Here is a 23,784-nt window from a genome sequence, read left to right as displayed (position 1 = left end):
TGTGTATATATCATGAAAAACTGTATCCCGGATCGTACCGTGTGTGAATTCGTTCCTTTTAGTAAAGAATGAACATGAACGCAGCAAGAGCGAGCTCCGAGTGTTTTTTACTTTGCAGTGCAACTACAGAAGGAACAATAACATCATGACAAACCAAGTCGGCATTGATATGAACAGCGATTCGGACTCCGACGATCTGCTTCAGTACAACCCAAACAGACTGCTCGATACCCTGATCGAAAACCTGCGCCTGAAAAACGACGCAGCCTTGTCCCGCGCGCTGGAAGTGGCGCCACCAGTCATCAGTAAAATCCGCCACCACCGCCTGCCGGTCGGCGCATCGCTGCTGATCCGCATGCACGAAGTCAGCGACCTGAGCATCCGCGACCTGCGTTACCTGATGGGTGACCGTCGTAACAAATTCCGCATCAGCGACAAGCAATTCAAGCCAAAAGAAGGCGAAACGCCACAAGGCTGATCCTGCCAGTTCCGCAGGTTTTCCCTCCCCGCCATGGGGAGGGGGTATTTCCAGCAGTTCTCAGGCCGTTCTGGCCGACACGAATTTCCATTTCAAATTAAACTATCAAGCAGGAAACACGCCGGTCGAGAGATAGCGGTCGCCGCGGTCGCACACGACGAATACGATCGTCGCGTTTTCCACCGTTTGCGAGATGCGCAGCGCGATTTCGCAGGCGCCGGCAGCCGAGATGCCGCAGAACAAGCCCTCTTCCGCCGCCAGGCTGCGCGCCATGCGTTCGGCCACGCCCTGGCTCACGTATTCCACCTGGTCCACGCGCGACTTGTCGTAGATTTTCGGCAAATACGCTTCCGGCCACTTGCGGATGCCGGGAATCTGCGAACCTTCCTCGGGCTGGGCGCCGATGATCTGGATCGCGGGATTCTGCTCTTTCAAATAGCGCGACACGCCCATGATGGTGCCCGTCGTGCCCATGGCGCTGACGAAGTGCGTGACGCGCCCTTCCGTGTCGCGCCAGATTTCCGGTCCCGTGCTTTCATAGTGAGCACGCGAATTGTCTTCGTTGGCGAACTGGTCGAGGATCACGCCGCGGCCATCCTTCTGCATCTGTTCGGCCAGGTCGCGCGCATACTCCATGCCGCCCGTCTTCGGCGTCAATAAAATGTCGGCGCCGTAGGCGGCCATGCTCTGGCGGCGCTCCACGCTGAGGTTGTCGGGCATCAGCAGCAGCATCTTGTAGCCGCGCAAGGCGGCGGCCATGGCCAGCGCGATGCCCGTATTGCCGCTGGTCGCCTCGATCAGGGTATCGCCCGGCTTGATGACGCCGCGCTCTTCAGCGCGCTTGAGCATCGACATGGCCGCGCGGTCCTTCACGGAGCCGGCCGGATTATTGCCCTCCAGCTTGCCCAGGATGACGTTGTTGCGCGCAAGCGCATCGGCACCCGGCAAGCGCGTCAGCTGCACCAGCGGGGTATTGCCTATCGTATCTTCAAGTGTCTTGTAAGCCATCGTGTCTGTTTGAGTAGATTCAACAAAGACCCATTCTAATATGAGATGCTGGACGGCGTATCGCCGATCGGCGGCGGCATCCGGGCTTGCGGGCGCGTCCGGCTGCGCCTCCCCATGCCGCATGGCGCCTGCCGCGCCGCCATTTCCGGGCGTGCACAAGGGGTATTGCGGCAAGCGCGCGCCGCATGCGCTAGACTCGTCACTGTTAGTTATTTTTGTTATTTGCTTATTCAGCCTCCGAACGGACTCGCCATGGCCAGCAGCACACCTGAATTCATTCCCGAAACGACGCAGGACGATCCCGTCCAGTTCGCCACGCTCGACTTGCACGGCCGCAGCCACCAGATCTCGCCCGTCTTCAATGCGCTCGAACTGCAGCGCTTGCAGCGCTATGGCACGCGCCATCACTTTGCCGATGGCGAGACGCTGTTCGAGGCGGGCAGCAGCAGCTTCGGCATGCTGGTGATACTGTCCGGACGGGTCAGCATCAAGCGCCACGAGGTCATGGGACAGGCGTCCGTACTGCGCGAAGTGGGCGTCGGCCACTTCATTGCCGAGGTGGCGCAATTGTCGGGCCGCCCCACCCTCGTCAACGGCAGCGCCGTGGGCGCCGTGGAGTTGCTCGACATCAGCTCGGAATCCTTGCGCGCGCTGATCGTGGCCGAGGCGGAGATGGGCGAACGCATCGTGCGCGCCCTGATCCTGCGCCGCGTGGCACTGATCGAATCGAATTCCGGCGGCCCCGTGCTGGTGGGGCCGCGCGGCAATGGCAATCTTTTCCACCTGCAAAGTTTTCTGTCGAGCAATGGCCACCCCCACACGGTGCTCGATCCCGCCACCGATGCGGCCGCCGCCGCGCTGGCCGAGCGCTACCAGCCCACGCCGCAGGAATGGCCGCTGGTCGTCTGCCCTGACGGCAAGATCATGAAGAATCCCGGCAATGCGGAACTGGGACGCTGCCTGGGCATGCTGCCCGATTTGTCCGGCGACAAGATCTTCGACGTGCTGGTGGTGGGCGCGGGTCCTGCCGGCCTGGCCACGGCCGTGTATGCGGCCTCCGAAGGTTTATCGGTCCTGGCGCTGGAGCAACGCGCGTACGGCGGCCAGGCGGGCGCCAGTGCGCGCATCGAAAATTACCTGGGCTTTCCTACTGGAATTTCCGGCCGGGCCCTGGCGGGGCGCGCCTACGTGCAGGCGCAAAAGTTCGGCGTCGAGATCGCCACCCCGGCCAGCGCCGCCAACCTGCTGTGCGATACGTGGCCCCTGCGCGTCAATCTGTGCGACGGCACGCAGGTGCGCGCCCGCACGGTGGTACTGTCATGCGGCGCGCGCTACCGCCGCCCGTCGCTGGCCAACCTGAAAACGTATGAGGGACGGGGCGTGTATTACTGGGCCTCGCCCATCGAAGCCAAGCTGTGCCGGCAGGAAGAGATCATCCTCGTTGGCGGCGGCAATTCGGCCGGCCAGGCGGCCGTGTTTCTATCCGGCCACGCCGCCAAAGTCCACATGGTGATCCGCGGCGAGGGACTGGCGGCCAGCATGTCGAGCTACCTGATCGAACGCATCGCCGCCACGCCCAACATCACCTTGCACACGCACACGGAAATCATCGCCCTCGAAGGCGACGACGATGGCTTGACGGAAGTGCGCTGGCGTAACAACCGCACGGGCGAGGAAGCCGATTGCGCCGTGCGCCGCGTCTTCCTGTTTGTTGGCGCCGATCCGAACACGGACTGGCTGCACGACTGCGCCGTGGCCGTCGACGAACAGGGCTTTATCCGCACGGGTTTCGACGTCACGCGCGCCGAATGCCGCGCCCATGGCCATGGAGTGTATCCACCCGACTTGCCCGACCGGGCCGCGCTGGAAACGAGCGTGCCGGGCGTGTTCGCCATCGGCGACGTGCGGGCCGGCTCCACCAAGCGCGTGGCCGCCGCCGTCGGAGAAGGCGCAGCCGTCGTTTCCCAGATCCACGGCTTTCTTGCGCGCCTGCCCGTCAACAGCGCCTAACGCAAGGGCATGGGATACGTGGCCACGCTGACATTGCCGTCACGGTCGATGGCCTGGACGCCAAAGAAATAGTTGTCTTTCGACAGCTTGACCCTGGCCTCGGTGACATTGCCCACGTCTTGCGCGCCCTGCCACTGGTCGGCCGTCGTGGCGCGCCAGACGATGCGGTAGCCGGCCAGGTCCGGTTCCGTATTCGGCTGCCACACCAGTGACGTGGCGTTTTCCAGCTGGGCCGTGCGCACCTGCACGCCGGCGGGCGCGGCCGGCGCCAGGGCCAGCGATGCGAGCGCCGCCGCATTCACGCGCGCCACTTTCGCCACATACTCATAATCGACGAATTGCGGCAGGTCGCCATACTGCACGCCATTCTCCACGCGCACATCCTGGTGCTGATGGGCAAAATCCTCGTGCGGTTCCGTGAAACGCAGCGCCGCGTACCCTTGCGCGAGGAAGGGCATGTGGTCGCCGCCGCGCAGGTAGCGGTCGGCGCGCTGGATAACGTTGACCGTAAAGCCGGGCACATAGCGCTCGCCCACCTGTTTCACATGACGCGCCAGCTGGCGCGAGATGGAATCGTTTTCGCCGCCCGTCGCCACCAGGGCGCGCACGCCGTCGCTCATTTCCTTCACGGCCGGGATGCCTTCGGCAAACAGGCGCACCTGGCCGCCATCGACCGTGCCGTCTTCCGCGCGCGAACTGCCGATGATGTCGTTGTTGAGCATGCCGGCGATGTTGAGCTTGTTCAACTTAGCCTGCTGCGCCCAGTGACCGGAACCCAGCAAACCCTGCTCCTCGGCCGCCACGGCCATGAAGACGATGGTGGCGTCGAACTGATAGCGCGCCATCGCGCAAGCCATTTCGATCACGGCCGCCGTGCCGGACGCATCGTCGTTGGCGCCGGGCGCGTCGCCCTGCGCATCCATCACGTCGGTGGCGCGCGAATCGTAATGGCCGCTGACGACATAGATGCGCCCGGCCGACTGCGGCTGGCTGCCCGACAAGGTCGCCACCACGTTGACGATGTCCGTCGGCCGCGCAATGCGCTTCGATACGGGCGCGACATGGCTGTCGAACGCCACTTGCAGACGCCCGCCCGCCTGCGCGCCGCAGCGCTCCAGCTCGGCCTTGATCCAGCGCCGGGCCGCGCCGATGCCGCGCGTGTCGGACACGGTATCGGACATCGTATGCCGCGTCTGGAAGCCCACCAGCTTGCGCACATGCGCCTCGATGCGCTGCGGCGAAATATCAGCCAGCACCTGCCGTATCTGCTGCTGCGCCGGTTCGGCGCCGGGCGCCGCCACCACACCCGCCGACAGCATGGCTGCCGTCATTGCCGTCAAAATCCGTACCATGCCTGCATCCCCCGATGAGTGATTGAGCTGGCCATTCTCGCATTTTTGACGACGGGCAAGGATGTTCCCGGATGAAAATCGTGCATTATAGAAACTGCTACAATCGGCCACTGCCCCGCTTACGAAAGACACCGCATGCGCCTGACCGCCCTTCATCCCGCACGCCGCAGCCTCAACCTGCGCGCGGTCCGCTGACGGTGCGCCGCATGCTCGTCAAATTGCTGTTGCTGGCCACCTTGTTTGCCGTGCTCAGCATTGCCGCCCTGTACAGTTACGGACGCTTCGCCGAACGCTCGCTGGGGGCGCCGGGCGCGGCCTTGCCCGTGGCGCTGGACGCCACCCTGCTCGACCGCGTGCTGGCGCCGCAGCTGGCGCAACGTCCCGGCCACAGCGGCACGGCCCTGATCGATGACAATCTGGAAGCGTTCGCCCTGCGCGCCCTGAGCGCGCGCGAAGCGGGCCGCAGCCTCGACCTGCAATACTACATCTGGCATAACGACGTGACGGGACGCCTGCTGGTGCGCGAACTGCTGCGCGCGGCCGACCGCGGCGTGCGCGTGCGCGTGCTGCTCGACGATATCAACGCACGCGGCCAGGACGCCGCCATCCTCGCGCTCGATAGCCACCCGCTGATCGACGTGCGCATCTTCAATCCGGGCCGCAACCGCGACGGCATCTGGATGCGCGCCGTGGAAATGGCCTTGCGCGCCGTCAGCCTGAACCGGCGCATGCACAACAAGGCATGGATCGTCGACGGCCGGGTCGCCCTCGTCGGCGGGCGCAATATCGGCGATGAATACTTCGATGCCGCCGAACAAGTCAATTTCCAGGATGCCGACTTGCTGCTGGTGGGGCCCGCCGTACAGCAGACGAGCGATATCTTCGACCGTTTCTGGAACAGCCGCGCCGTCATCCCCATCGGCGCCTTGCACGAGGGCAAGGACGCGGGCGCGGCTGAACTGCAGGCGGTACGCGCCCGCCTCGACGCGCTCACGGGCGAACTGGACGCTTCTCCCTACCTGCGCCAGCTGACCGATGCGGGCCAGCTGCAGGCCCACCTCGATGGCCGCGTGCGCCTGCACTGGAGTACCCAAGTGCAAGTATTGTCGGATCCGCCGGAAAAAGCCGCGCCCATCGCCAGTTTGCAGCGCAGCGAGCACTGGCTCATGCACAGCTTGCTGCCCCTGCTGACGGACGCGCGCGAGGAAGCGCTGCTGACCTCACCCTATTTCGTGCCCGGCACGGAGCTGACACACACCCTGGCCGACAAGGTCGCCGCCGGCGTCAAGGTCCAGGTACTGACCAACTCGCTGGCCGCCACCGACGTGGCCCTCGTCCATGCGGGCTATGCGCGCTACCGCCAGATGCTGCTGGGCGGCGGCGTCGACCTGTTTGAATTGAAGACCCAGCACCGCAAGCGCATCAGCCTGATGGGCTCGAGCCGCGCCAGCCTACATACCAAGGCCGTGGTGGTCGATGGCCAGCGGGGCTTCGTCGGCTCCTTCAACCTCGACCCGCGCTCGGCCCAGCTAAACACGGAAATGGGCGTGCTGTTCGACGACACCGCACTGGCGGCCGACATGCGCACGCTGTTCCTGCACTCGACGGCGAGCGACACCAGCTACCGCTTGTTCCTCGATAACGGCGCCCTGCGCTGGTCCGATGCGACCGAAGTACCCGCCAAGGTGTGGACGCAAGACCCGGAAACGGGCTTCTGGCGCCGCATGCTGGTGTCCGTGATGCGCCGGCTGCTGATCGAGTCGCAGCTGTAGCGTGCATGACATATAAAAACTTTAATCCTGGCAAGATTGCCATTTAAAAATATTTGTTGTTTTCGAGACATGTTAGATGCCGTTTTGCCAAACGCTGCTATAATCGCGTCAACAAGACACCACCGCTGTCTCTGAAGTACCTTCTCGCCCCTTCCGCGATTGAATCGAACGTTGGCCAAAAGCTCGCCGACAGACTGCAACACTATCCTGTCACTTTTGGAGCTTTATCATGCGTAAACCATCTGCATTGCTGGCGCTGGCCGCCGCTTCCCTGTGCGTCACTGCCGCCCAGGCCGCCACGACCAACCTGGTCAAGAATGGCGATTTCGAACTGACCAGCAACGGCACTTCGAAACAGCTGAACGAAGGCAACTACGCCCGCGACGACCGCACCTACCTGACCGACTGGTCCAGCAAGGGTTACAACTTCGTCTTGAACGGCAACAACATCGACGACACCAACGCCAAGACGGCGCTGGCCTTGTGGGGTCCGAATTCCTACAGCGGCCGCGGCCCGAAAAACGGCCTGGGCGTCAGTCCCACGGGCGGCAATGTGCTGGCGGCCGACTGGGATTATTTCCCGGGTCCCGTCACGCAACTGGTCAGCGGCCTCGTCGCAGGCCAGGCGTACACCCTGAGCTTTTCGTATGGCGCAGGCCAGCAAGTGGGTTTCCGCGGCGACAACCTGGTCAATTACTGGGACGTTGCGCTGGGCAACAGCAAGCAGCAAACGGCCTCGCTCGCCAACGTCAGCCAGGGCTTCACGGGTTGGCACCAGGCCAGCATGACCTTCACGGCCGCGAACAGCAGCGAATTGCTGTCGTTCATGGCCAAGGGCAGCCCGACGGGCGCGCCACCGTTCATGCTGCTCGATGGCGTGTCGCTGGTGTCGGCCGTGCCGGAACCGTCGACCTGGGGCATGCTGATCGGCGGCCTGGGCTTGCTGGGCTTTATGGCGCGCCGTCGCAAGGCTGCCGTTGCGGCCTGAGACAGCAGCACTGCTTACTGCTTGATGGAATAAAATGAGCCTGCTGCACACTTTGCAAACCCAGTTGCCCGGCATCGTCATCGACGTGCTGCGCCTGAGCCTGTGGCTGGTGTTGCTGGCTGTGCTCTTCGTGCCGCTCGAGCGCTTCTTTGGCGAACGCCATGCGGGGCGCTCACGCACGGAGCTGTTCAGCGACCTGGGCTTTTATTTCATCAGCAGCCTGCTGCCGGCCGCCTTGCTGGCCGTGCCGCTGGCCCTGGTCGCCATCGCTGGCCAGCGCTTGCTGCCGGACGCCATCCCCGCCACCCTGTCTGCCCTGCCCCTGTGGGGCAAGCTGCTGCTGGGCTTACTGATCGGCGAAGTCGGCACTTACTGGGGACATCGGCTCAGCCATGAAATTCCATGGCTGTGGCGCTACCACGTCGTACACCACAGCACGGAACAGCTGTATTTCCTCGCCAATACCCGCACCCATCCGGTCGACATGGTCGTCACGCGCCTGTTCGGCCTGACACCTTTGTATCTGCTGGGCCTGGCAGGACCCGGTGCGGCAGGCAGCGCCGCACCCGTGCTGCTGTTGCTGATCGGTACCGTCTGGGGCTTCTTCATCCACGCCAACCTGCGCTGGCGCTTCGGCCCGCTGGAATGGCTGGTGGCCACGCCCGCCTTCCACCACTGGCACCACAGCAAGTTCGAGCACATCAACCGCAACTACGCCTCCACATTACCCGTGCTGGACCGGCTGTTCGGCACCTATCACCTGCCGCGCGCCTGGCCCGCCGCCTGCGGCATCGAGGCGCCCATGCCGAAGACGCTGACGGGCCAACTGGCGGCGCCATTCCGGCGCACTGGCAAGCGGGAAGTCCCGGCTGCAGAATAAAAAAAACCCCGCGCGGCCGGTACCGCGCGGGGTTTTCTTCTCGTGCTGCGCGGCACCACCATGCAGCACGCCTTACAGCAACACGTTTACTTTTTCTCGGCTTCGGCCTTCTTCGCATCGGCCGCAGCCAGCTTGGCTTCCTTCTTCGCAGCCGCTTCCGCAGCCTTGGCTTCTTTTTTCGCTGCAGTAGCCGCCTTCTTCGCGGCAGCGGCTTCCTTCTTCGTTTCGGCAGCCGTTTTCACGGGGGCGGCATCGGCGGCGGCTGGCGCGGTAGCGGCGGCAGGCACGACCTTGGCGGCGGCTGCTTCTTTCTTGGCGGCGGCAGCGGCGGCCTTGGCTTCTTTCTTGGCAGCAGCAGCTTCTTTCTTCGTTTCAGCGGCTGTCTTGGCTGGCGCCGCAGCGGTGTCGGTCACAGCAGCTGGCTTCGGTGCGGCTTCTTTCGCTGCAACTTCCTTCACAGCAGCTTCCTTTTTTGCCGGAGCGGCTTTCGGCGCCGGAGCGGGCGCCGCCGGCGCGCCGGACTTGGCCTGGCCATTCACTTGCAAGCCCGCTTCCGACAGCTTCACGGAACTTTTCGGACCGATGCCTTTCACGCGGGTTTCGAAATCGGCCCAATCCTTGAAGGCGCCGCCCTTGGCACGTTCATCGATGATGGCTTTCGACGTGACGGGGCCGATGCCCTTGACGCTGTCGAGTGCCGCCTGGTCCGCCTTGTTGACGTCGACCTGGGCAAAGGCAAAGCCCATCGTCGCGATCAAGGTGGCGATGGCCAGCAGTATTTTTTTGAACATGGGTATCTCTCCGTGATGTGGTTTCAAGATGACTCGAACGCAAGGGAAGAGCAGCGCCTTAACGGCTTTAACGGCTGTGGCGTGATACGGTTGACAAGACTGGACAGCGGAAGGACGGGAAGACCTGCGCCAGATCAAACGTTCTGGCGCAGGTGAGATGCGGAATACAGCGGCATAGTTACTGCGGGAACAGCTCGTCGCGGGTGACGGTGGCCGTGCCCAGCTTGCCGACGACGATGCCGCCAGCCCGGTTGGCCGTCCGTACGGCCTCGCCCAGGCCCATGCCGGCGCCCAGCATGGCCGCCATGGTGGCGATCACCGTGTCGCCGGCGCCCGAGACGTCGAACACTTCGCGCGCATCGGTGGGCATGTGCAGCACTTCATCGGCCGTGTACAAGCTCATGCCTTCTTCGGAACGCGTCAGCAGCAAGGCATCCAGGCCCAGCTGCGCGCGCATCTGCTGCGCGCGTTCCGTGAGTTGCTCTTCCGTGTTCCAGTTGCCGATCACGCGGCGCAGTTCCGATTTGTTCGGAGTGAGCACTGACGCGCCCGTATAGCGGCTGAAATCATCGCCTTTCGGGTCGACCATGACAATCTTGCCGGCGGCACGGGCCGCCTTGATCATCTCGGCCACGTTCACCAAGCTGCCCTTGGCGTAATCCGACAGGACCACCACATCGTAGTGCGGCAACAGGGCATTGAACTGCTTGAGCTTGTCGCGCAGCACCGTATCGCTGGGCGCATCCTCGAAATCGATGCGCAGCATCTGCTGCTGGCGGCCGATCACGCGCAGCTTGATGATGGTGGAAATGGCCGCATCGCGTTGCAGATAGCTGTGGATGCCGCCACCCTCGAGCAGGCGTTCGACCTGGCTGCCGGCCTCGTCGTCGCCGACCACGCCCAGCAAGCTCGTCTTCGCGCCCAGCGCGGCTGCGTTGCGCGCCACGTTGGCCGCGCCGCCCAGGCGCTCCTCGCGCTTCTCGATGCGCACGATGGGCACGGGCGCTTCCGGCGAAATACGGCTGACGTCGCCGAACCAGTAGCGGTCCAGCATCACATCGCCCACCACCAGCAAGCGTACCTGTGCCAATGCGGCCGGCGCCGTCAAGGCGACCACCTCTTGGGCGCTCATGCGCGCGTCAGGATCGAGCGACCGATCCCGTGGTATTCGATGCCATTCTCGGCCATGACGGCCGGCTCGAACAGGTTGCGCCCGTCAAAGATCACGGCCTGCTTCAGGCGCGCCTTGACCTGCTCGAAGTCAGGGCTGCGGAAGGCTTTCCATTCGGTCACGATGACCAGTGCGTCGGCGTCCTGCAGCGCATCTTTCGAACTGTCGGCAAAGCGCACCTTGGCCAATTGCTCCGGCGTCAAGTCCAGTTGCAGCACGCGGCGCGCTTCGGTCATGGCCACGGGGTCGTACACGGCCACGGTGGCGCCGCGCACCAGCAAATCGGCCAGCAGCACGCGGGCCGACGCTTCGCGCATGTCGTCCGTATTCGGCTTGAAGGCCAGGCCCCACACGGCGAAATGCCGGCCCGTCAGATCCTCGCCGAAGCGAGTGACCACTTTGCGTCCCAGCACCTGCTTCTGCTGGTCGTTGACGGCTTCGACGGCGCGCAGGATCAGCAATTGCTGGCCGTGGCCGCGCGCCGTGCGCTCGAGCGCCTGCACGTCTTTCGGGAAGCATGAACCGCCATAGCCGCAACCGGCGTACAGGAAGCTGTAGCCGATGCGCGGGTCGGAACCGATGCCGTGGCGCACGGCTTCGATGTCAACGCCGACCTTGTCGGCCAGGTTCGCCAGTTCATTCATGAACGAGATGCGCGTGGCCAGCATGGCGTTCGCCGCATACTTCGTGAATTCGGCCGAGCGCACGTCCATCCAGTAAGTGCGTTCATGGTTGCGGTTAAATGGCGCGTACAGGCTTTTCAGCAGTTCGCGCGCGCGCTCGCCGTCCGGCGTGGCGTCGACGCCGATGACGATGCGGTCGGGGCGCATGAAGTCTTCGACGGCCGCGCCTTCCTTGAGGAATTCCGGGTTCGACGCGACCGAGAACGTGGCGGCCACGCCACGCGCGTCCAGTTCGCCCTGGATGGCGGCGCGCACTTTTTCGGCCGTACCGACGGGCACGGTGGACTTGTCGACGATGACCTTGAAGTCCGTCATGTACTTGCCGATGCCGCGCGCGGCGGCCAGCACGTATTGCAAGTCGGCCGAGCCGTCTTCATCGGGCGGCGTGCCGACGGCGATGAATTGCATCACGCCGTGCGCGGCGGCCGCTTCAATGTCGGTGGAAAAGGTCATGCGTCCGGCGGCGCGGTTGCGCGCCACGACTTCTTCCAGACCCGGCTCATGGATGGGGATGCCGCCGCTGTTGAGCAAGGCAACCTTCTGTGCGTCCAGGTCGAGGCAAAAGACGTCGTTGCCCAGTTCCGCCAGGCAGGCGCCGGTCACGAGGCCAACATAGCCGGTGCCGATAATAGTGATTTTCATGGATGTACCGTATGGATAAAAAGCAGGTCTTACATAGAAGTACACGCCACATTGCTCAGGACAAGGTGACGTGTACGAATCAGTTCATGACATTGAGTTCTTCTGTGCGGCGTGGTGGGTAAGTCTCCCACTTGTTGCAGCCAGGGCAGTGCCAGTAGAACTGGCGCGCCTTGAAGCCGCAGTGGCTGCACTGGTAGCGGGCCAGCTTCTGCGTGTAGCCGTGCACGAGGTTTTTCACCATCGACAGCTCCGACCAGATGGCGGCCGGCGCATCCATCATGCGCGCTTCCAGCAGTTTATCGAGGCCCAGCAGGGTCGGCGTGCGGCGCAGCTCGGCGCTGACCAGCTGCTTCGCCGCTTCCACGCCGTCCAGTTCGATGACGGCCTTGAAGACGACTTCGATCAGGTCGATCGACGACGCCTCTTCCAGGTAGGAGCGCAGCAGATTGACGCCTTCCTGTGGACGGCCCAGCTTGGTGTAGCCATCCATCAGGCGCTGCGCCACCAGGGCCACGTGCGGCACGCTTTGCTGCTCCACGCGACGCCAGGTGGTCAGCGCGCCTTCCACGTCGCCACGCGCCAGCAGCACGTCGCCCGTCAGGATGGTGGCGCGCACGCTCTTGCGGTCCGTCTGCAGGGCTTTTTCCAGCAGCGGCATGGCGTCGTCCGGCTTCATGTGCACGAGCGCGTCATGCGCCAGCTCGCAATAGAACTGGGCGATTTCCTTCTGGCGCGCGCCGGCGCCCGACTCCTGCAAGCCCACTGCCGCTTCGATGGCGCGTGGCCATTCCTTTTCGCGCTGGTAGATTTCCAGCAGCGCGCGGCGCGCCTGGGCCGCATATTGCGTGTCGATCAGGCTGTTGAAGGTTTCTTCAGCGCGGTCCAGCAAGCCCGCCTTCAGGTAATCCATGCCCAGCTCATAGGCGGCGTGGCCCTGCTGCTCCAGCGGCAGGTCCGGGCGCGCCAGCAAGTTCTGGTGCACGCGGATGGCGCGCTCCGTTTCGCCGCGGCGGCGGAACAAATTGCCCAGCGCAAAGTGCATATCGGCCGATTCCGGGTCCAGCTTGACGACTTCGATGAAGGCGTCGATGGCCTTGTCATGCTGCTCGTTGAGCAGGAAATTCAAGCCCTTGAAATAATTGCGCGGCAGGCTGCGCGATTCGGACACCAGTTGATGAATGTCCACACGCGCGGCAATCCAGCCCAGCGCGAAAAACATCGGGATACCCAAGAGCCACCAGAGTTCAAAATCCATGCGATTGTTTTTATTCGAGTAAGAGAGATAGGAGCGACGGCGGCGCTTACTGCGCGCTCACGCTGTCCGGTTGCGGCTGGACATTGCTGGCCACGCCAACGGTCTGCAGCGCGGCAATGGTGGTTTTTTGCTTGGTCGCTTCGCGGCGGTGACGGAACACGGTCGGCGTCAGGGCCAGTACGCCCAGGCTCGCGCCAGCGACAAAAAAGCCCAGCAGCATCAGGACCAGGGGGCCGCGAATTTCATAATTGAGGAAAACATGCAGGTCGACAACCTGCGCATTCTTCAGCGCAAAACTGAAGAACAGGACGAAAAGAACACAGCCAACGATGGTGGAGATGATTTTCATCGATAGGTCCAGAGTGAACAAAAAAATACCAGTGCGACATGGCAAATGGCAAATGGCGCAAACGTAGAGTGCTGATCAAACCGTAGCGAGCGGCAGTGATTTGTGGCCGAGAAGCGCAACCGTACTGAAGTACGGTGAGCATCGCCGGCCGCAAAGCGCGCCGCGCAGTAGGTTTAAGCAGTGCTCTACAGCATATTAACAAAAAAAAGCGGCATCCAAGGACGCCGCTCTTTATTTTCCGCCTTCCAGCAGACGATTAATCCTCGATAATCGGTTGCCCGACCATCGCGTCCACGCGCTCGCGCAACTGTTTGCCCGGTTTGAAGTGCGGTACCCGTTTTTCGGGAACCATCACCTTGTCGCCGGATTTCGGGTTGCGGCCGATGCGCGGGGGCCTGCTGTTCAGGGCAAAACTGCCAAAACCGCGGATCTCGATACGCTGACCGGTCGCCAGGGCGTTGGTCATCGCATCGAGAATGGTCTTGACGGCATACTCCGCATCTTTCGCCACCAGCTGAGAATAACGCTCAGCGAGGCGGTTGATCAGCTCGGACTTTGTCATCTGCCGTATCCGCAGTCTTAGTTCTTGTTATCGAACTTAGCTTTCAACAAGGCGCCCAGGCTGGTGGTGCCCGAAGCTGCGTTGTTGTCGGTAGCTGCCATCTTCTGCATTGCTTCCTGGGTTTCAACGTTGTCTTTCGCTTTGATCGACAGTTGGATACCACGGGCTTTGCGGTCGATGTTCAGCACCATTGCTTCAACGGTGTCGCCGACTTTCAGGTGCGTACCAGCATCTTCAACGCGGTCGCGCGAGATTTCGGAAGCGCGCAGGTAGCCTTCAACTTCTTCGGACAGTTGGATCACGGCGCCTTTAGGCTCAACCGATTTAACGGTACCGGTTACCAGCGAGCCTTTGTCGTTCATGGCTGCGAAGTTGTTGAATGGGTCACCTTCCAGTTGCTTGACGCCCAGGGAAACGCGCTCGCGCTCAACGTCGATGGCCAGAACGATGGCTTCCAGTTCGTCACCTTTCTTGAAGCGACGCACGGCTTCTTCGCCGGTTTCGGTCCAGGACAGGTCGGACAGGTGCACCAGACCGTCGATGTTGCCGGCCAGGCCGATGAACACGCCGAAGTCGGTGATCGATTTGATCGCGCCGCGGACTTTATCGCCCTTCTTGTGGGTAACGCCAAAGTCATCCCAAGGGTTGGCTTTGCACTGTTTCATACCCAGCGAGATACGACGACGCTCTTCGTCGATTTCCAGAACCATGACTTCTACTTCGTCGCCCAGTTGGACAACTTTGTTAGGAGCAACGTTTTTGTTCGTCCAGTCCATTTCGGAAACGTGTACCAGACCTTCGATACCCTGTTCCACTTCAACGAACGCGCCGTAGTCGGTCAGGTTCGTTACTTTACCGAACAGACGGGTGCTTTGTGGGTAACGACGGGACAGGCCGGTCCAAGGATCGTCGCCCAGTTGTTTCACGCCCAGCGAAACACGGTTTTTCTCTTGATCGTATTTCAGGACTTTGGCGGTGATTTCCTGGCCAACCGTCAACACTTCCGACGGGTGACGTACACGGCGCCATGCCAGGTCGGTGATGTGCAGCAGGCCATCGATACCGCCCAGATCCACGAACGCGCCGTAGTCGGTGATATTTTTGACGACGCCGGTCACGACCGTGCCTTCTTTCAGCGTTTCCATCAGCTTCTGACGCTCTTCGCCCATCGAAGCTTCGATGACGGCGCGGCGGGACAGAACCACGTTGTTACGCTTGCGATCCAGCTTGATCACTTTGAATTCGAGGGTTTTGCCTTCGAATGGGGTCGTGTCTTTGACAGGACGGGTATCAACCAGCGAGCCCGGCAGGAATGCGCGGATGCCGTTGGTCAACACGGTCAGACCGCCTTTGACTTTACCATTGACGGTACCGACGACGATTTCGCCCGATTCCATCGCTTTTTCCAGAGCCAGCCACGAAGCCAGACGCTTGGCTTTATCGCGCGACAGGATGGTATCGCCGAAACCGTTTTCCAGCGATTCGATCGCCACGGAAACGAAGTCACCAACTTTGACTTCCAGTTCGCCGTGGTCGTTCTTGAATTCTTCGACAGGGATGAATGCTTCGGATTTGAGGCCAGCGTTCACGATCACGAAATTGTGGTCGAGGCGCACGACTTCAGCGGAAATAACTTCGCCGGAGCGCATATCTTGACGCGACAACGATTCCTCGAAGAGCGCAGCAAAACTTTCCATACCGGTAGATTCGTTAGTTGTAACAGTAGACATAGGGTTCACACAGGTTATCCAGCAGAGATCGCACGATGCGACTTAAACTGGGTTAGGTTTTTGACACACCCGGACAGGCCAGGAGCCGTCAACGGGCACCACATAGCACAACAACACGCTATTTTGCTGCAGCGGCATACCATTTCAACACGGTTTCGACGGCAACATCTGCCGTCATTTCCGACGTATCGAGGACATGCGCCCCTTCCGCAGGGACCAGCGGCGCAATCGCACGGTGAGTATCACGTTCGTCCCGCGCCTGCAAATCCATCAGAAGGTCTTCCATATTAGCAGAAAAACCCTTGTCTATCAATTGCTTGTAGCGCCGTTGCGCGCGCGCCTCGACGCTGGCCGTCAGGAACACCTTCAATTGGGCGTGCGGGAAGATCACCGTGCCCATGTCGCGCCCGTCGGCCACCAGGCCCGGCGTCTTGCGAAAGCCCAGCTGCAAGCTGACCAGCGCCTGGCGCACCGTTGGCAACACGGCAATTTTCGACGCCGTATTGCCCACTTCTTCGGCACGGATCTGCTCGGTGACGTTTTCCTGCGCCAGCAGGATTTCGCCATTGGCAAAGTGGCAAGGCAAGTGTTCGGCCAGCTTGGCCAGCGCGTGCTCATCGCGCAAGTCCGTGCCGCGGCGCAGCGCGCTCAAGGCCGTCAGGCGGTACAGCGCGCCCGAGTCCAGGTAATGAAAGCCCAGCTTGTCGGCCACGCGGTGCGCCACCGTGCCCTTGCCGGAAGCGGTGGGGCCGTCGATGGCGATGACTGGGATGTGGGAGGTCGGCATTATTTTGTCACTTTAAAAAAACTAAACCCAAAAACAAGAGCTGGGGTCAGTCCTGGCGGATCGGAATGCCTTCCATTGGAAGGCATTCCCCCTACGGGTCTGACCCCAAATTTGCCTTCGGTCAAATAAGACTATCTTTGGCAATCCCCGCAAACGCGGCGAAATACTCGGGGAAGGTCTTGGCCACGCATTTCGGGTCGTTGATGCGCATCTCGTTGCCGCGGCGCGCGGCGCCGTCCAGCGAGGCCAGCGAGAAGCACATGGCCATGCGGTGGTCGTCATACGTGTCGATGGTGGCGGCGGCAATTTCGGCCGGCGGCGTCACGCGCAGGTAGTCGGCGCCCTCTTCCACTTGCGCACCGAGCTTGCGCAACTCCGTCGCCATGGCGGCCAGGCGGTCCGTTTCCTTCACCCGCCAGCTGGCGATATTGCGCAAGGTCGAAGTGCCGTCCGCGTACAGGGCGGCGACGGCGATCGTCATGGCCGCGTCGGGAATGTGGTTGAAATCCATGTCGACGGCTTTCAATACACCGTTCGAACGGGCCTCAATCCAGTTCTCGCCCATGGTGATGGTCGCGCCCATCTGCTGCAAGGCTTCGACGAAACGCACGTCGCCCTGGATGCTGTCGCGTCCCACGCCTTCCACGCGCACGGGACCGCCGCCGATGGCGCCGGCCGCCAGGAAGTACGAAGCCGACGACGCATCGCCTTCCACGTGAATCGTGCCCGGGCTTTGATATTGCTGGCCCGGCTGCACGGTGAACGACTGCCAGCCGTCATGCTCGACCGTCACGCCAAAGCGGCGCATCAGGTTCAGAGTGATCTCGATATACGGCTTCGAAATCAGTTCGCCCGTGACATCGATGGTCACCGCATGGTCGCGCGCCATCAGCGGCGCCACCATCAGGAGGGCCGTCAAAAACTGGCTCGACACATTGCCGCGCACGGCGATGCGCTGCGCGTGGATGTGGCCGCGGCGGATGCGCAGCGGCGGGAAGCCCTGCTCGCCCGTGTATTCGATCTGCGTGCCGACGGCGTTCAGCGCGTCGACCAGGTCGCCGATCGGGCGCTCGTGCATGCGCGACACGCCATGCAGGGTGTAGTCGCCGCCGATCACGGCCAGAGCCGCCGTCAGCGGACGGATCGCCGTGCCGGCGTTGCCCATGAACAGGTCCGCCTCGTGGTGCGGAAACACGCCGCCGCAGCCTTCCACATGGTGCACCTGGTGGGCAGTGGCCGGGTCGCCCGTCAATTCATCCTGCGCCCATTTGACGCCCAGCGACGTCAAGGCCGTCAGCATGACGAAAGTGTCGTCGGAGGCGAGCAAGTCGATGATCTTCGTCGTGCCCTTGGCCAGCGCGGCCAGCAGCAGCACGCGGTTGGAAATGCTTTTCGAGCCGGGCAGGCGCACCGTGCCTTCGGCGTGCATCACCGGCTTCAGATCGATATGGTGGGGGTAGTGCTTGGTCTGGGTCATGCTGGAATCCTTGAGTATTTATCGTGTGGGCGCGGCCGGCACTTCCGCCGTTTCAATCGCCTCGATCCATTGCTGCCGCGCGTGCTGGGCGTTCGCGTACACGCCCTCGATGGCGGCGCCGTCGTTCGCGGCCAGGTGGGCGCGCAAGGTCGTCAACTGCGCCAGGTAGGCGTCCAGTTCGTGCAGCAGCGCCGGCTGGTTGGCCAGGCTGATGTCGCGCCACATTTCCGGCGATGAGCCGGCGATGCGCGTAAAGTCGCGAAAGCCGCTGGCCGCGTATTGGAACAGCAGGCCCGCGTGCGGTTTGTTGGCGATGTCGTCGACCAGCGCAAAGGCCAGCAGATGCGGCAGATGGCTGACGGCGGCAAACACCTTGTCATGTTCTTCGGGGCTCAAGGTGTGCAGGATGGCGCCGCAGGCGCGCCATGCGTCCGCCACCCGTTCCACATCAGCCGCGGCGTTTTCCGCCAGCGGCGTGAGCACCACTTTCTTGCCTTGATACAGATCGATGATGGCGGCGTCGGGACCATTCGTCTCGCGCCCCGCGATCGGATGGCCGGGCACGAATTGCGTCACCTTGCCACCAAGCGCCGCGCGCGCGGCCGCAACCACGTCGCTTTTCGTGCTGCCCGCATCGGTGACGATGGTGCCCGGCTGCAGGTGCGGCGCGATGGACGCCAGGATGGCGCCCGTCTGCGCCACGGGCGCGGCCAGCAGCACCAGGTCGGCGCCATGCAAGGCTTGCGCCATGTCGCCGCCGATGGCGTCGATGATGCCCAGCTCCAAGGCGCGCGCCATCGACGCCGGCGAACGGCCCATGCCGACCACGGCTTGAACCGCGCCCGCGTGTTTCAGGGCGCGCGCGAACGAGCCCCCGATCAGGCCCACGCCAAAGATCACTACCTTGTTCAGTGCAGGCGTCGTCATATCGTCAGGCCAGCGCTTTCGTCAGCGCGGCGATGAAGATGGCGTTTTCCTGCGGCAGGCCGATGGAAATACGCAGCCATTGCGGCAAGCCGTAGCTGCCCACGGGACGCACGATCACGCCCTGTTTCAGCAGCGCCAGGTTCACGCGCGCGCCTGCTTCATCGTCGTCGCCCACTTTCACCAGCACGAAATTGCCGTGCGATGGCACGTATTCCAGGCCCAGTTGCGCAAACGCTTCCGTGAACTGCTGGTAGCCGGCCGCGTTGTTGCGCGCGCTTTGCTCGAGGAAGGCCTTGTCGTTCAGGGCGGCAATCGCAGCCGCCTGCGCCAGCGAGTTGACGTTGAACGGCTGGCGGATGCGGTTCATCAGGTCCGTCAGCGCCGGCTGGGCGATGGCAAAGCCGATGCGCAGGCCGGCCAGGCCGTAGGCCTTCGACAGGGTGCGCGACACCACCAGGTTCGGGTACTGGCGTACCCACGCCGTCGACTCGTACTGGTCTTCGGCCGACAGGAATTCGTTGTAGGCTTCATCCAGCACGACGACGACGTGCGTCGGCACTTTCTTGAGGAAGGCTTCCAGCTGCGCGGCCGTCAGGAAGGTGCCCGTCGGGTTATTCGGATTGGCGATGAAGACCAGACGCGTATCGTCGGCAATCGCCGCCGCCATGGCGTCCAGGTCATGGCCGTAGGCTTGCGCCGGCACGACGATGTGGCGTGCGCCCAGGCCTTGCGTGGCCAGCGCGTACACGGCGAAGGAATACTGCGAGTAGACGACGGATTGGCCATGCTGCACGAACGCGTGCGCGGCGATTTCCAGGATGTCGTTGCTGCCATTGCCCAGGGTGATCCAGTCGGCCGGCACGTCATAACGCTTCGACAGCACGGCTTTCAGGTCGAAGCCATTGGCGTCCGGATAGCGGCCCAGGTCATCGATGGCGGCGATCATCGCCTGCTTCGCCGATTCCGGCATGCCGTACGGATTTTCATTCGACGCCAGCTTGACGATGGCTGCCTCGTCGAGACTGAATTCGCGCGCAACTTCCGCGATCGGTTTGCCGCTCTGGTAAGGGGCGATGGCGCGGACGTATTCTGGACCGATATTTTTAGACATGGTGTTCTTTAAAAGTTGGTGAATGATTAGGCTGGTGGCTGTTGTTGGGTTACGCTGCGCTAACCCAAGCTACAGCTTACCGTATGTCGGGTAGGTCGGATTAGCGGAGCGTAATCCGACACCACCACCGGCGTCACAGACTGACCGGATACGACCCCAGCACCTTGAAAAACGCCGCATTGCTCTGCAGCTCGGCCAGCGCCTGGGCGACGGCGACGTCATGCACGTGGCCCTCCACGTCGACATAGAAATAATACTCCCAGCTGCCCATGCGCGCCGGGCGCGACTCGAAGCGCGTCATCGACACGCCGTGCTTGGCCAGGGGCGCGAGCAACTGGTACACGGCGCCCGCCTTGTTCGGCACGGCCAGCACCAGCGAGGTCTGGTCCTTGCCCGACGGCGCCGTCTGCAAGGTGCCCACGACGGCAAAGCGCGTGCGGTTGTGCGGGTCGTCCTGGATATGGCCCTTGACCACGCCCAGCTTGTACTGCGCGCCGGCCAGTTCGCTGGCAATCGCGGCCACCGTGCCATCTTCGCCGGCCATGCGGGCCGCTTCCGCGTTCGAAGCGACGGCGTGGCGCGCCACGTGCGGATAATTCTGGTTCAGCCACACTTGGCACTGGGCCAGCGCCTGCGAATGGGCGCAGATGGACGTAACGCCATCCATGTTGCCGCTTTTCGTCATCAGGCTGTGGTGCACGGCAATCGCCACCTCGCCGCTGATGATGAGGCTGGTCTGCAGCATCATGTCCAGCGTGCGGTTGACGGCGCCTTCCGAGGAATTTTCGATCGGCACGACGCCGAAGTCCGCCGTCCCCGCTTCGGCGGAACGGAATACTTCATCGATGGACGCGCACGGCAAGCCTTCGACGGCGCTGCCGAACTGCTGATACACGGCCTGTTCGCTGAAGGTGCCAGCAGGGCCCAGATACGCCACGGTAACCCTCTTTTCCAGCGACCGGCACGACGACATGATTTCGCGGAAGATGGTCTGCACTTCGCGGTCGCCCATGGGACCGGGATTGCGCTCGGCCACGCCGCGCAGCACCTGCGCTTCGCGCTCGGGACGGAACACGGGCGCCTGCGTTTCGGCCTTCACGTGGCCCACCTGCTGGGCGATTTGCGCGCGGCGGTTCAGCAGCTCGAGGATTTGCGCGTCGATCGCATCGATCTGTTCGCGCAGCGGTTTCAATTTATCGGTCATGGTGGTTTGTTTCGTCAGCTGTACTTCAATCATGGCCGCACGGCCTGCGCCGGCGGCGGGCCGGCGCGGTCGTCTAGGCGACTCAGCGTCCGGCAAACTCGTTCAAATAATTGACCAGGGCTTGCACGCCTTCGATCGGCATCGCGTTGTAGATCGATGCACGCATGCCGCCGACGGACTTGTGGCCCTTCAGTTGCAGCAGGCCGCGCTGCTTGGCGCCGGCCAGGAATGCGTCGTTCAGACTTTCATCGCGCAGATAGAACGGGATGGTCATGCGCGAGCGGTATGCGGGCTCGACCCGGTTCTGGTAGAAGTCGTCCACATCGAGCGCTGCGTACAGCAGCGCCGCTTTCTCAATATTACGCTGTTCCATGGCCGCAACGCCACCCTGGCGTTTGAGCCACTGGAAAACCAGGCCGGCGATATAGATGCCGTAGGTGGGCGGCGTGTTGTACATCGACTCATGTTCGGCCACGATGGTCCAGTCGAAAGCGGACGGGCAGATCGGCAGCGCCTTGCCCAGCAAGTCTTCGCGCACGATGACGAGGGTCAGGCCGGCCGGGCCGATATTTTTCTGCGCGCCGCCGAAGATGACGCCATATTGCGACACGTCGATCACGCGCGACAAAATGTGCGAGGACATGTCGGCCACGATGGTGGTGCCTGCCGGCACGCTTGGCGCCTGCTGGAATTCCACGCCATCGATGGTTTCATTGGTGCAGATGTGCAGGTAGGCGGCGCCTGGCGTCAGCTTCCATTCGGAGACGGGCGGCACGCCCGTGAAATGGGCAGCCTTGGACGACGCGGCCACGTTCACGTTCGCGTACTTGGCCGCTTCCTGGATCGACTTGCCCGACCACGAACCCGTGTGCACGAAGTCGACGGTGGCCGGCTGCTGCGCGGCCAGGCCCGCCAGGTTCATCGGGATGATGGCGTTTTCGCCCAGGCCACCGCCCTGCAGGAACAGTATCTTGTAATTATCGGGCACGGCCAGCAGTTCGCGCAGGTCGGCCACGGCCTGCTTGTAGATGGAAATGAATTCGGGACCACGGTGGCTCATTTCCATCACCGACATGCCACTGCCATGCCAGTCCTGCATCTCGGCGGCCGCTTGCGCCAGCACTTCCTTGGGCAAGACGGCGGGGCCGGCGGAGAAGTTGTAGATAGGGCTTACGGCTCGATGGGTCACGATACGGTCCTTAGTAAAATGAAATTATTGGGGCGACTGCGTGGCCGCCCGCATGACCTGGTCAAGCACGGCATTCACGCGGGGGATCAGCACGCGCTGGCTGATGGCCATCGATTCGGCCGACAGTTGCGGCATGGTGGCCAGCATCTTGCGGCCCAGCGGCGTCTTGTAGAAGGCCGTCAGCTGCTCGACTTCCGGCACCGTGTAAAAACGCGCGTACAGGGGGACCATTTCGTCACCCAGTTCGTCGATCAGGGTCGGGTCGGCCAGTACCTGCGTCAGGGTGGCGATGGCCAGGGGGATTTCTTCCTCGGCGCTGGCCAGCGCGCGCGCCTTGCGCTGCTCGTCCAGTTTCGGGTTGCTGTTGATTTGCTGCTGCGCCGACTGGCGGATCATGGCGGGCACCGATTGCAGCATCTGGTCGAAGATGCTGCGCGTCAGTTGTGGGAACTGCATCGCGTCGAGCATGCGCCGCACGGCCACTTTCATGGCGGGGCTGGGCGCCGCCTGGCGAACGGGCGTGGCTTGCGTGCTCTGGGCCAGGGCCGGCAGGGTCGCGAGGAAGGCCAGCGAAAACGCGGCGAAGAAGGTGGCGACGATTTTTCTCATGGCGTGCGGAATGTTGAGTGACTTGTAAATAGACATTGCCGGCGATGCATGTCGGCTTACGCCCGACGGGCCAAGCCGACCTACGAAACGCCGCTGGCGGCGCACATGGCGCGCCAATAGCAATTGGGGCTCCCGAAAGAGCCCCAATCATCTTACTCCGGCTGGGCCGGATCGGCCGGATCGGCTGGTTCAGCCGCCGCCGGCGCAGGCGCGGCGTCCGCCTCCGTCGTCAGCTCGACTTCGTCGATATCCGTTTCCACCACGCGCTGCAGGCCGGACAGCTTGGTGCCGTCTTCCACGGCGATCAGGGTCACGCCCTGTGTCGCGCGGCCCATCTCGCGGATTTCCGACACGCGGGTGCGGATCAATACGCCACCGGTGGTGATCAGCATGATTTCGTCGCTGGTATCGACCAGGGTCGCGGCAACCACTTTACCGTTGCGCTCACTGGTCTGGATGGCGATCATGCCTTTCGTGCCACGGCCATGGCGCGTGTACTCGGTGATCGGCGTACGCTTGCCGTAGCCGTTTTCCGTTGCCGTCAGCACCGACTGCTGCTCGTTCTCGGCCACCAGCAGGGCGATCACGTGCTGACCTTCTTCCAGGTTCATGCCGCGCACGCCGCGCGCCGTACGGCCCATCGGACGCACATCGTTTTCGTCGAAGCGCACTGCCTTGCCCGAATCGGAGAACAGCATCACGTCGTGCTGGCCGTCGGTCAGCGCCGCGCCGATCAGGAAGTCGCCGTCGTCCAGGTCGACCGCGATGATGCCGGCCTTGCGTGGATTGCTGAAGTCCTTCAGCGGCGT

22 protein-coding genes are annotated in these 23,784 nt (G+C 62.8%); 5 read left to right on the top strand and 17 right to left on the bottom strand.

Annotated elements, in window-relative coordinates:
- Nucleotides 1–145 precede the first annotated feature (145 nt).
- Nucleotides 146–478, top strand: coding sequence for a hypothetical protein (locus ASN89_RS20545; protein WP_034751784.1), 333 nt, complete (start codon nucleotides 146–148; stop codon nucleotides 476–478).
- A gap of 105 nt (nucleotides 479–583) precedes the next feature.
- Here the strand turns inward: ASN89_RS20545 and cysM are convergent, their stop codons facing one another.
- Nucleotides 584–1,486, bottom strand: a complete 903-nt coding sequence (cysM, locus tag ASN89_RS20540; protein WP_034751785.1) for a cysteine synthase CysM — start codon at nucleotides 1,484–1,486, stop codon at nucleotides 584–586.
- Between the two features lie 252 nt (nucleotides 1,487–1,738).
- Here cysM and ASN89_RS20535 point away from each other — a divergent pair, with 252 nt between their 5' ends.
- A complete protein-coding gene (locus tag ASN89_RS20535; protein WP_046682671.1) occupies nucleotides 1,739–3,496 on the top strand; it encodes an FAD-dependent oxidoreductase in 1,758 nt (585 codons plus the stop codon).
- Here the strand turns inward: ASN89_RS20535 and ASN89_RS20530 are convergent.
- Nucleotides 3,493–4,848, bottom strand: coding sequence for a M20/M25/M40 family metallo-hydrolase (locus ASN89_RS20530; protein ID WP_058050572.1), 1,356 nt, complete (start codon nucleotides 4,846–4,848; stop codon nucleotides 3,493–3,495). The two genes, ASN89_RS20535 and ASN89_RS20530, sit on opposite strands and share 4 nt — an antisense overlap.
- Before the next feature lie 206 nt (nucleotides 4,849–5,054).
- Between ASN89_RS20530 and ASN89_RS20525 the strand changes: the two genes are divergently transcribed.
- The 3 genes from ASN89_RS20525 (at nucleotide 5,055) to ASN89_RS20515 (ending at nucleotide 8,488) form a co-directional block, all read left to right on the top strand.
- Nucleotides 5,055–6,620 carry a phospholipase D family protein gene (locus tag ASN89_RS20525; protein ID WP_058050571.1) on the top strand — a complete coding sequence of 522 codons (1,566 nt, stop codon included), beginning with the start codon at nucleotides 5,055–5,057 and terminating at the stop codon, nucleotides 6,618–6,620.
- Nucleotides 6,621–6,849: 229 nt separating this feature from the next.
- Nucleotides 6,850–7,608 carry a PEPxxWA-CTERM sorting domain-containing protein gene (locus ASN89_RS20520; protein WP_058050570.1) on the top strand — a complete coding sequence of 253 codons (759 nt, stop codon included), beginning with the start codon at nucleotides 6,850–6,852 and terminating at the stop codon, nucleotides 7,606–7,608.
- 34 nt (nucleotides 7,609–7,642) lie between these two features.
- On the top strand, nucleotides 7,643–8,488 hold the full coding sequence (locus ASN89_RS20515; protein ID WP_058050569.1) for a sterol desaturase family protein: 846 nt from the start codon (nucleotides 7,643–7,645) through the stop codon (nucleotides 8,486–8,488).
- A gap of 86 nt (nucleotides 8,489–8,574) precedes the next feature.
- Here ASN89_RS20515 and ASN89_RS20510 read toward each other — a convergent pair whose 3' ends face one another.
- The 15 genes from ASN89_RS20510 to ASN89_RS20440 all read right to left on the bottom strand — a co-directional run.
- On the bottom strand, nucleotides 8,575–9,279 hold the full coding sequence (locus ASN89_RS20510; RefSeq protein ID WP_082654676.1) for a ComEA family DNA-binding protein: 705 nt from the start codon (nucleotides 9,277–9,279) through the stop codon (nucleotides 8,575–8,577).
- Between the two features lie 178 nt (nucleotides 9,280–9,457).
- On the bottom strand, nucleotides 9,458–10,411 hold the full coding sequence (rfaE1, locus tag ASN89_RS20505; protein WP_058050568.1) for a D-glycero-beta-D-manno-heptose-7-phosphate kinase: 954 nt from the start codon (nucleotides 10,409–10,411) through the stop codon (nucleotides 9,458–9,460).
- On the bottom strand, nucleotides 10,408–11,775 hold the full coding sequence (locus tag ASN89_RS20500; RefSeq protein ID WP_058050567.1) for a UDP-glucose dehydrogenase family protein: 1,368 nt from the start codon (nucleotides 11,773–11,775) through the stop codon (nucleotides 10,408–10,410). Before ASN89_RS20500 ends, rfaE1 begins: the two co-directional genes overlap by 4 nt.
- Before the next feature lie 79 nt (nucleotides 11,776–11,854).
- Nucleotides 11,855–13,030, bottom strand: coding sequence for a lipopolysaccharide assembly protein LapB (gene lapB, locus ASN89_RS20495; protein ID WP_034751794.1), 1,176 nt, complete (start codon nucleotides 13,028–13,030; stop codon nucleotides 11,855–11,857).
- Between the two features lie 46 nt (nucleotides 13,031–13,076).
- Nucleotides 13,077–13,379 (bottom strand): lipopolysaccharide assembly LapA domain-containing protein, encoded by a 303-nt coding sequence (locus ASN89_RS20490; RefSeq protein ID WP_034751796.1) that lies wholly within the window; start codon nucleotides 13,377–13,379, stop codon nucleotides 13,077–13,079.
- Between the two features lie 256 nt (nucleotides 13,380–13,635).
- A complete protein-coding gene (locus ASN89_RS20485) occupies nucleotides 13,636–13,941 on the bottom strand; it encodes an integration host factor subunit beta (protein ID WP_008446215.1) in 306 nt (101 codons plus the stop codon).
- Between the two features lie 17 nt (nucleotides 13,942–13,958).
- Nucleotides 13,959–15,671 carry a 30S ribosomal protein S1 gene (gene rpsA, locus ASN89_RS20480; RefSeq protein WP_071650172.1) on the bottom strand — a complete coding sequence of 571 codons (1,713 nt, stop codon included), beginning with the start codon at nucleotides 15,669–15,671 and terminating at the stop codon, nucleotides 13,959–13,961.
- A gap of 118 nt (nucleotides 15,672–15,789) precedes the next feature.
- Nucleotides 15,790–16,458: a (d)CMP kinase gene (cmk, locus tag ASN89_RS20475; protein ID WP_046682679.1), complete on the bottom strand. Its 669-nt coding sequence runs from the start codon at nucleotides 16,456–16,458 to the stop codon at nucleotides 15,790–15,792.
- 121 nt (nucleotides 16,459–16,579) lie between these two features.
- On the bottom strand, nucleotides 16,580–17,935 hold the full coding sequence (aroA, locus tag ASN89_RS20470) for a 3-phosphoshikimate 1-carboxyvinyltransferase (RefSeq protein WP_058050566.1): 1,356 nt from the start codon (nucleotides 17,933–17,935) through the stop codon (nucleotides 16,580–16,582).
- Between the two features lie 18 nt (nucleotides 17,936–17,953).
- A complete protein-coding gene (locus tag ASN89_RS20465; protein WP_200969095.1) occupies nucleotides 17,954–18,862 on the bottom strand; it encodes a prephenate dehydrogenase in 909 nt (302 codons plus the stop codon).
- A gap of 4 nt (nucleotides 18,863–18,866) precedes the next feature.
- Nucleotides 18,867–19,973 carry a histidinol-phosphate transaminase gene (hisC, locus tag ASN89_RS20460; RefSeq protein WP_058050565.1) on the bottom strand — a complete coding sequence of 369 codons (1,107 nt, stop codon included), beginning with the start codon at nucleotides 19,971–19,973 and terminating at the stop codon, nucleotides 18,867–18,869.
- A gap of 133 nt (nucleotides 19,974–20,106) precedes the next feature.
- The gene (pheA, locus tag ASN89_RS20455) at nucleotides 20,107–21,177 is read right to left on the bottom strand and encodes a prephenate dehydratase (protein ID WP_058050597.1); all 1,071 of its coding nucleotides are present in this window, start codon (nucleotides 21,175–21,177) and stop codon (nucleotides 20,107–20,109) included.
- Between the two features lie 82 nt (nucleotides 21,178–21,259).
- Nucleotides 21,260–22,366, bottom strand: coding sequence for a 3-phosphoserine/phosphohydroxythreonine transaminase (gene serC / locus ASN89_RS20450; protein ID WP_235502027.1), 1,107 nt, complete (start codon nucleotides 22,364–22,366; stop codon nucleotides 21,260–21,262).
- Between the two features lie 24 nt (nucleotides 22,367–22,390).
- The gene (locus tag ASN89_RS20445; RefSeq protein WP_161911787.1) at nucleotides 22,391–22,975 is read right to left on the bottom strand and encodes a DUF2059 domain-containing protein; all 585 of its coding nucleotides are present in this window, start codon (nucleotides 22,973–22,975) and stop codon (nucleotides 22,391–22,393) included.
- Between the two features lie 152 nt (nucleotides 22,976–23,127).
- Nucleotides 23,128–23,784: DNA gyrase C-terminal beta-propeller domain-containing protein (locus ASN89_RS20440; RefSeq protein WP_321166406.1), on the bottom strand; the 657-nt coding region annotated here is incomplete at its 5' end.

The sequence above is a fragment of the Janthinobacterium sp. Ant5-2-1 genome (assembly GCF_001445815.1).
GTDB lineage: Bacteria > Pseudomonadota > Gammaproteobacteria > Burkholderiales > Burkholderiaceae_D > Janthinobacterium > Janthinobacterium lividum_E.
This window is presented reverse-complemented; position numbering and strand designations above follow the sequence as displayed.

Coding starts and splice junctions, on each gene's coding strand:
- aroA (WP_058050566.1), bottom strand. CDS start 17,935: ATGACCCAGACCAAGCACTACCCCCACCATATCGATCTGAAGCCGGTG.
- ASN89_RS20520 (WP_058050570.1), top strand. CDS start 6,850: ATGCGTAAACCATCTGCATTGCTGGCGCTGGCCGCCGCTTCCCTGTGC.
- ASN89_RS20490 (WP_034751796.1), bottom strand. CDS start 13,379: ATGAAAATCATCTCCACCATCGTTGGCTGTGTTCTTTTCGTCCTGTTC.
- ASN89_RS20485 (WP_008446215.1), bottom strand. CDS start 13,941: ATGACAAAGTCCGAGCTGATCAACCGCCTCGCTGAGCGTTATTCTCAG.
- ASN89_RS20500 (WP_058050567.1), bottom strand. CDS start 11,775: ATGAAAATCACTATTATCGGCACCGGCTATGTTGGCCTCGTGACCGGC.
- cmk (WP_046682679.1), bottom strand. CDS start 16,458: ATGCCGACCTCCCACATCCCAGTCATCGCCATCGACGGCCCCACCGCT.
- ASN89_RS20510 (WP_082654676.1), bottom strand. CDS start 9,279: ATGTTCAAAAAAATACTGCTGGCCATCGCCACCTTGATCGCGACGATG.
- ASN89_RS20525 (WP_058050571.1), top strand. CDS start 5,055: ATGCTCGTCAAATTGCTGTTGCTGGCCACCTTGTTTGCCGTGCTCAGC.
- rfaE1 (WP_058050568.1), bottom strand. CDS start 10,411: ATGAGCGCCCAAGAGGTGGTCGCCTTGACGGCGCCGGCCGCATTGGCA.
- ASN89_RS20530 (WP_058050572.1), bottom strand. CDS start 4,848: ATGGTACGGATTTTGACGGCAATGACGGCAGCCATGCTGTCGGCGGGT.
- pheA (WP_058050597.1), bottom strand. CDS start 21,177: ATGACCGATAAATTGAAACCGCTGCGCGAACAGATCGATGCGATCGAC.
- ASN89_RS20515 (WP_058050569.1), top strand. CDS start 7,643: ATGAGCCTGCTGCACACTTTGCAAACCCAGTTGCCCGGCATCGTCATC.
- ASN89_RS20465 (WP_200969095.1), bottom strand. CDS start 18,862: ATGACGACGCCTGCACTGAACAAGGTAGTGATCTTTGGCGTGGGCCTG.
- ASN89_RS20445 (WP_161911787.1), bottom strand. CDS start 22,975: ATGAGAAAAATCGTCGCCACCTTCTTCGCCGCGTTTTCGCTGGCCTTC.
- lapB (WP_034751794.1), bottom strand. CDS start 13,030: ATGGATTTTGAACTCTGGTGGCTCTTGGGTATCCCGATGTTTTTCGCG.
- hisC (WP_058050565.1), bottom strand. CDS start 19,973: ATGTCTAAAAATATCGGTCCAGAATACGTCCGCGCCATCGCCCCTTAC.
- rpsA (WP_071650172.1), bottom strand. CDS start 15,671: ATGTCTACTGTTACAACTAACGAATCTACCGGTATGGAAAGTTTTGCT.
- ASN89_RS20535 (WP_046682671.1), top strand. CDS start 1,739: ATGGCCAGCAGCACACCTGAATTCATTCCCGAAACGACGCAGGACGAT.
- ASN89_RS20545 (WP_034751784.1), top strand. CDS start 146: ATGACAAACCAAGTCGGCATTGATATGAACAGCGATTCGGACTCCGAC.
- cysM (WP_034751785.1), bottom strand. CDS start 1,486: ATGGCTTACAAGACACTTGAAGATACGATAGGCAATACCCCGCTGGTG.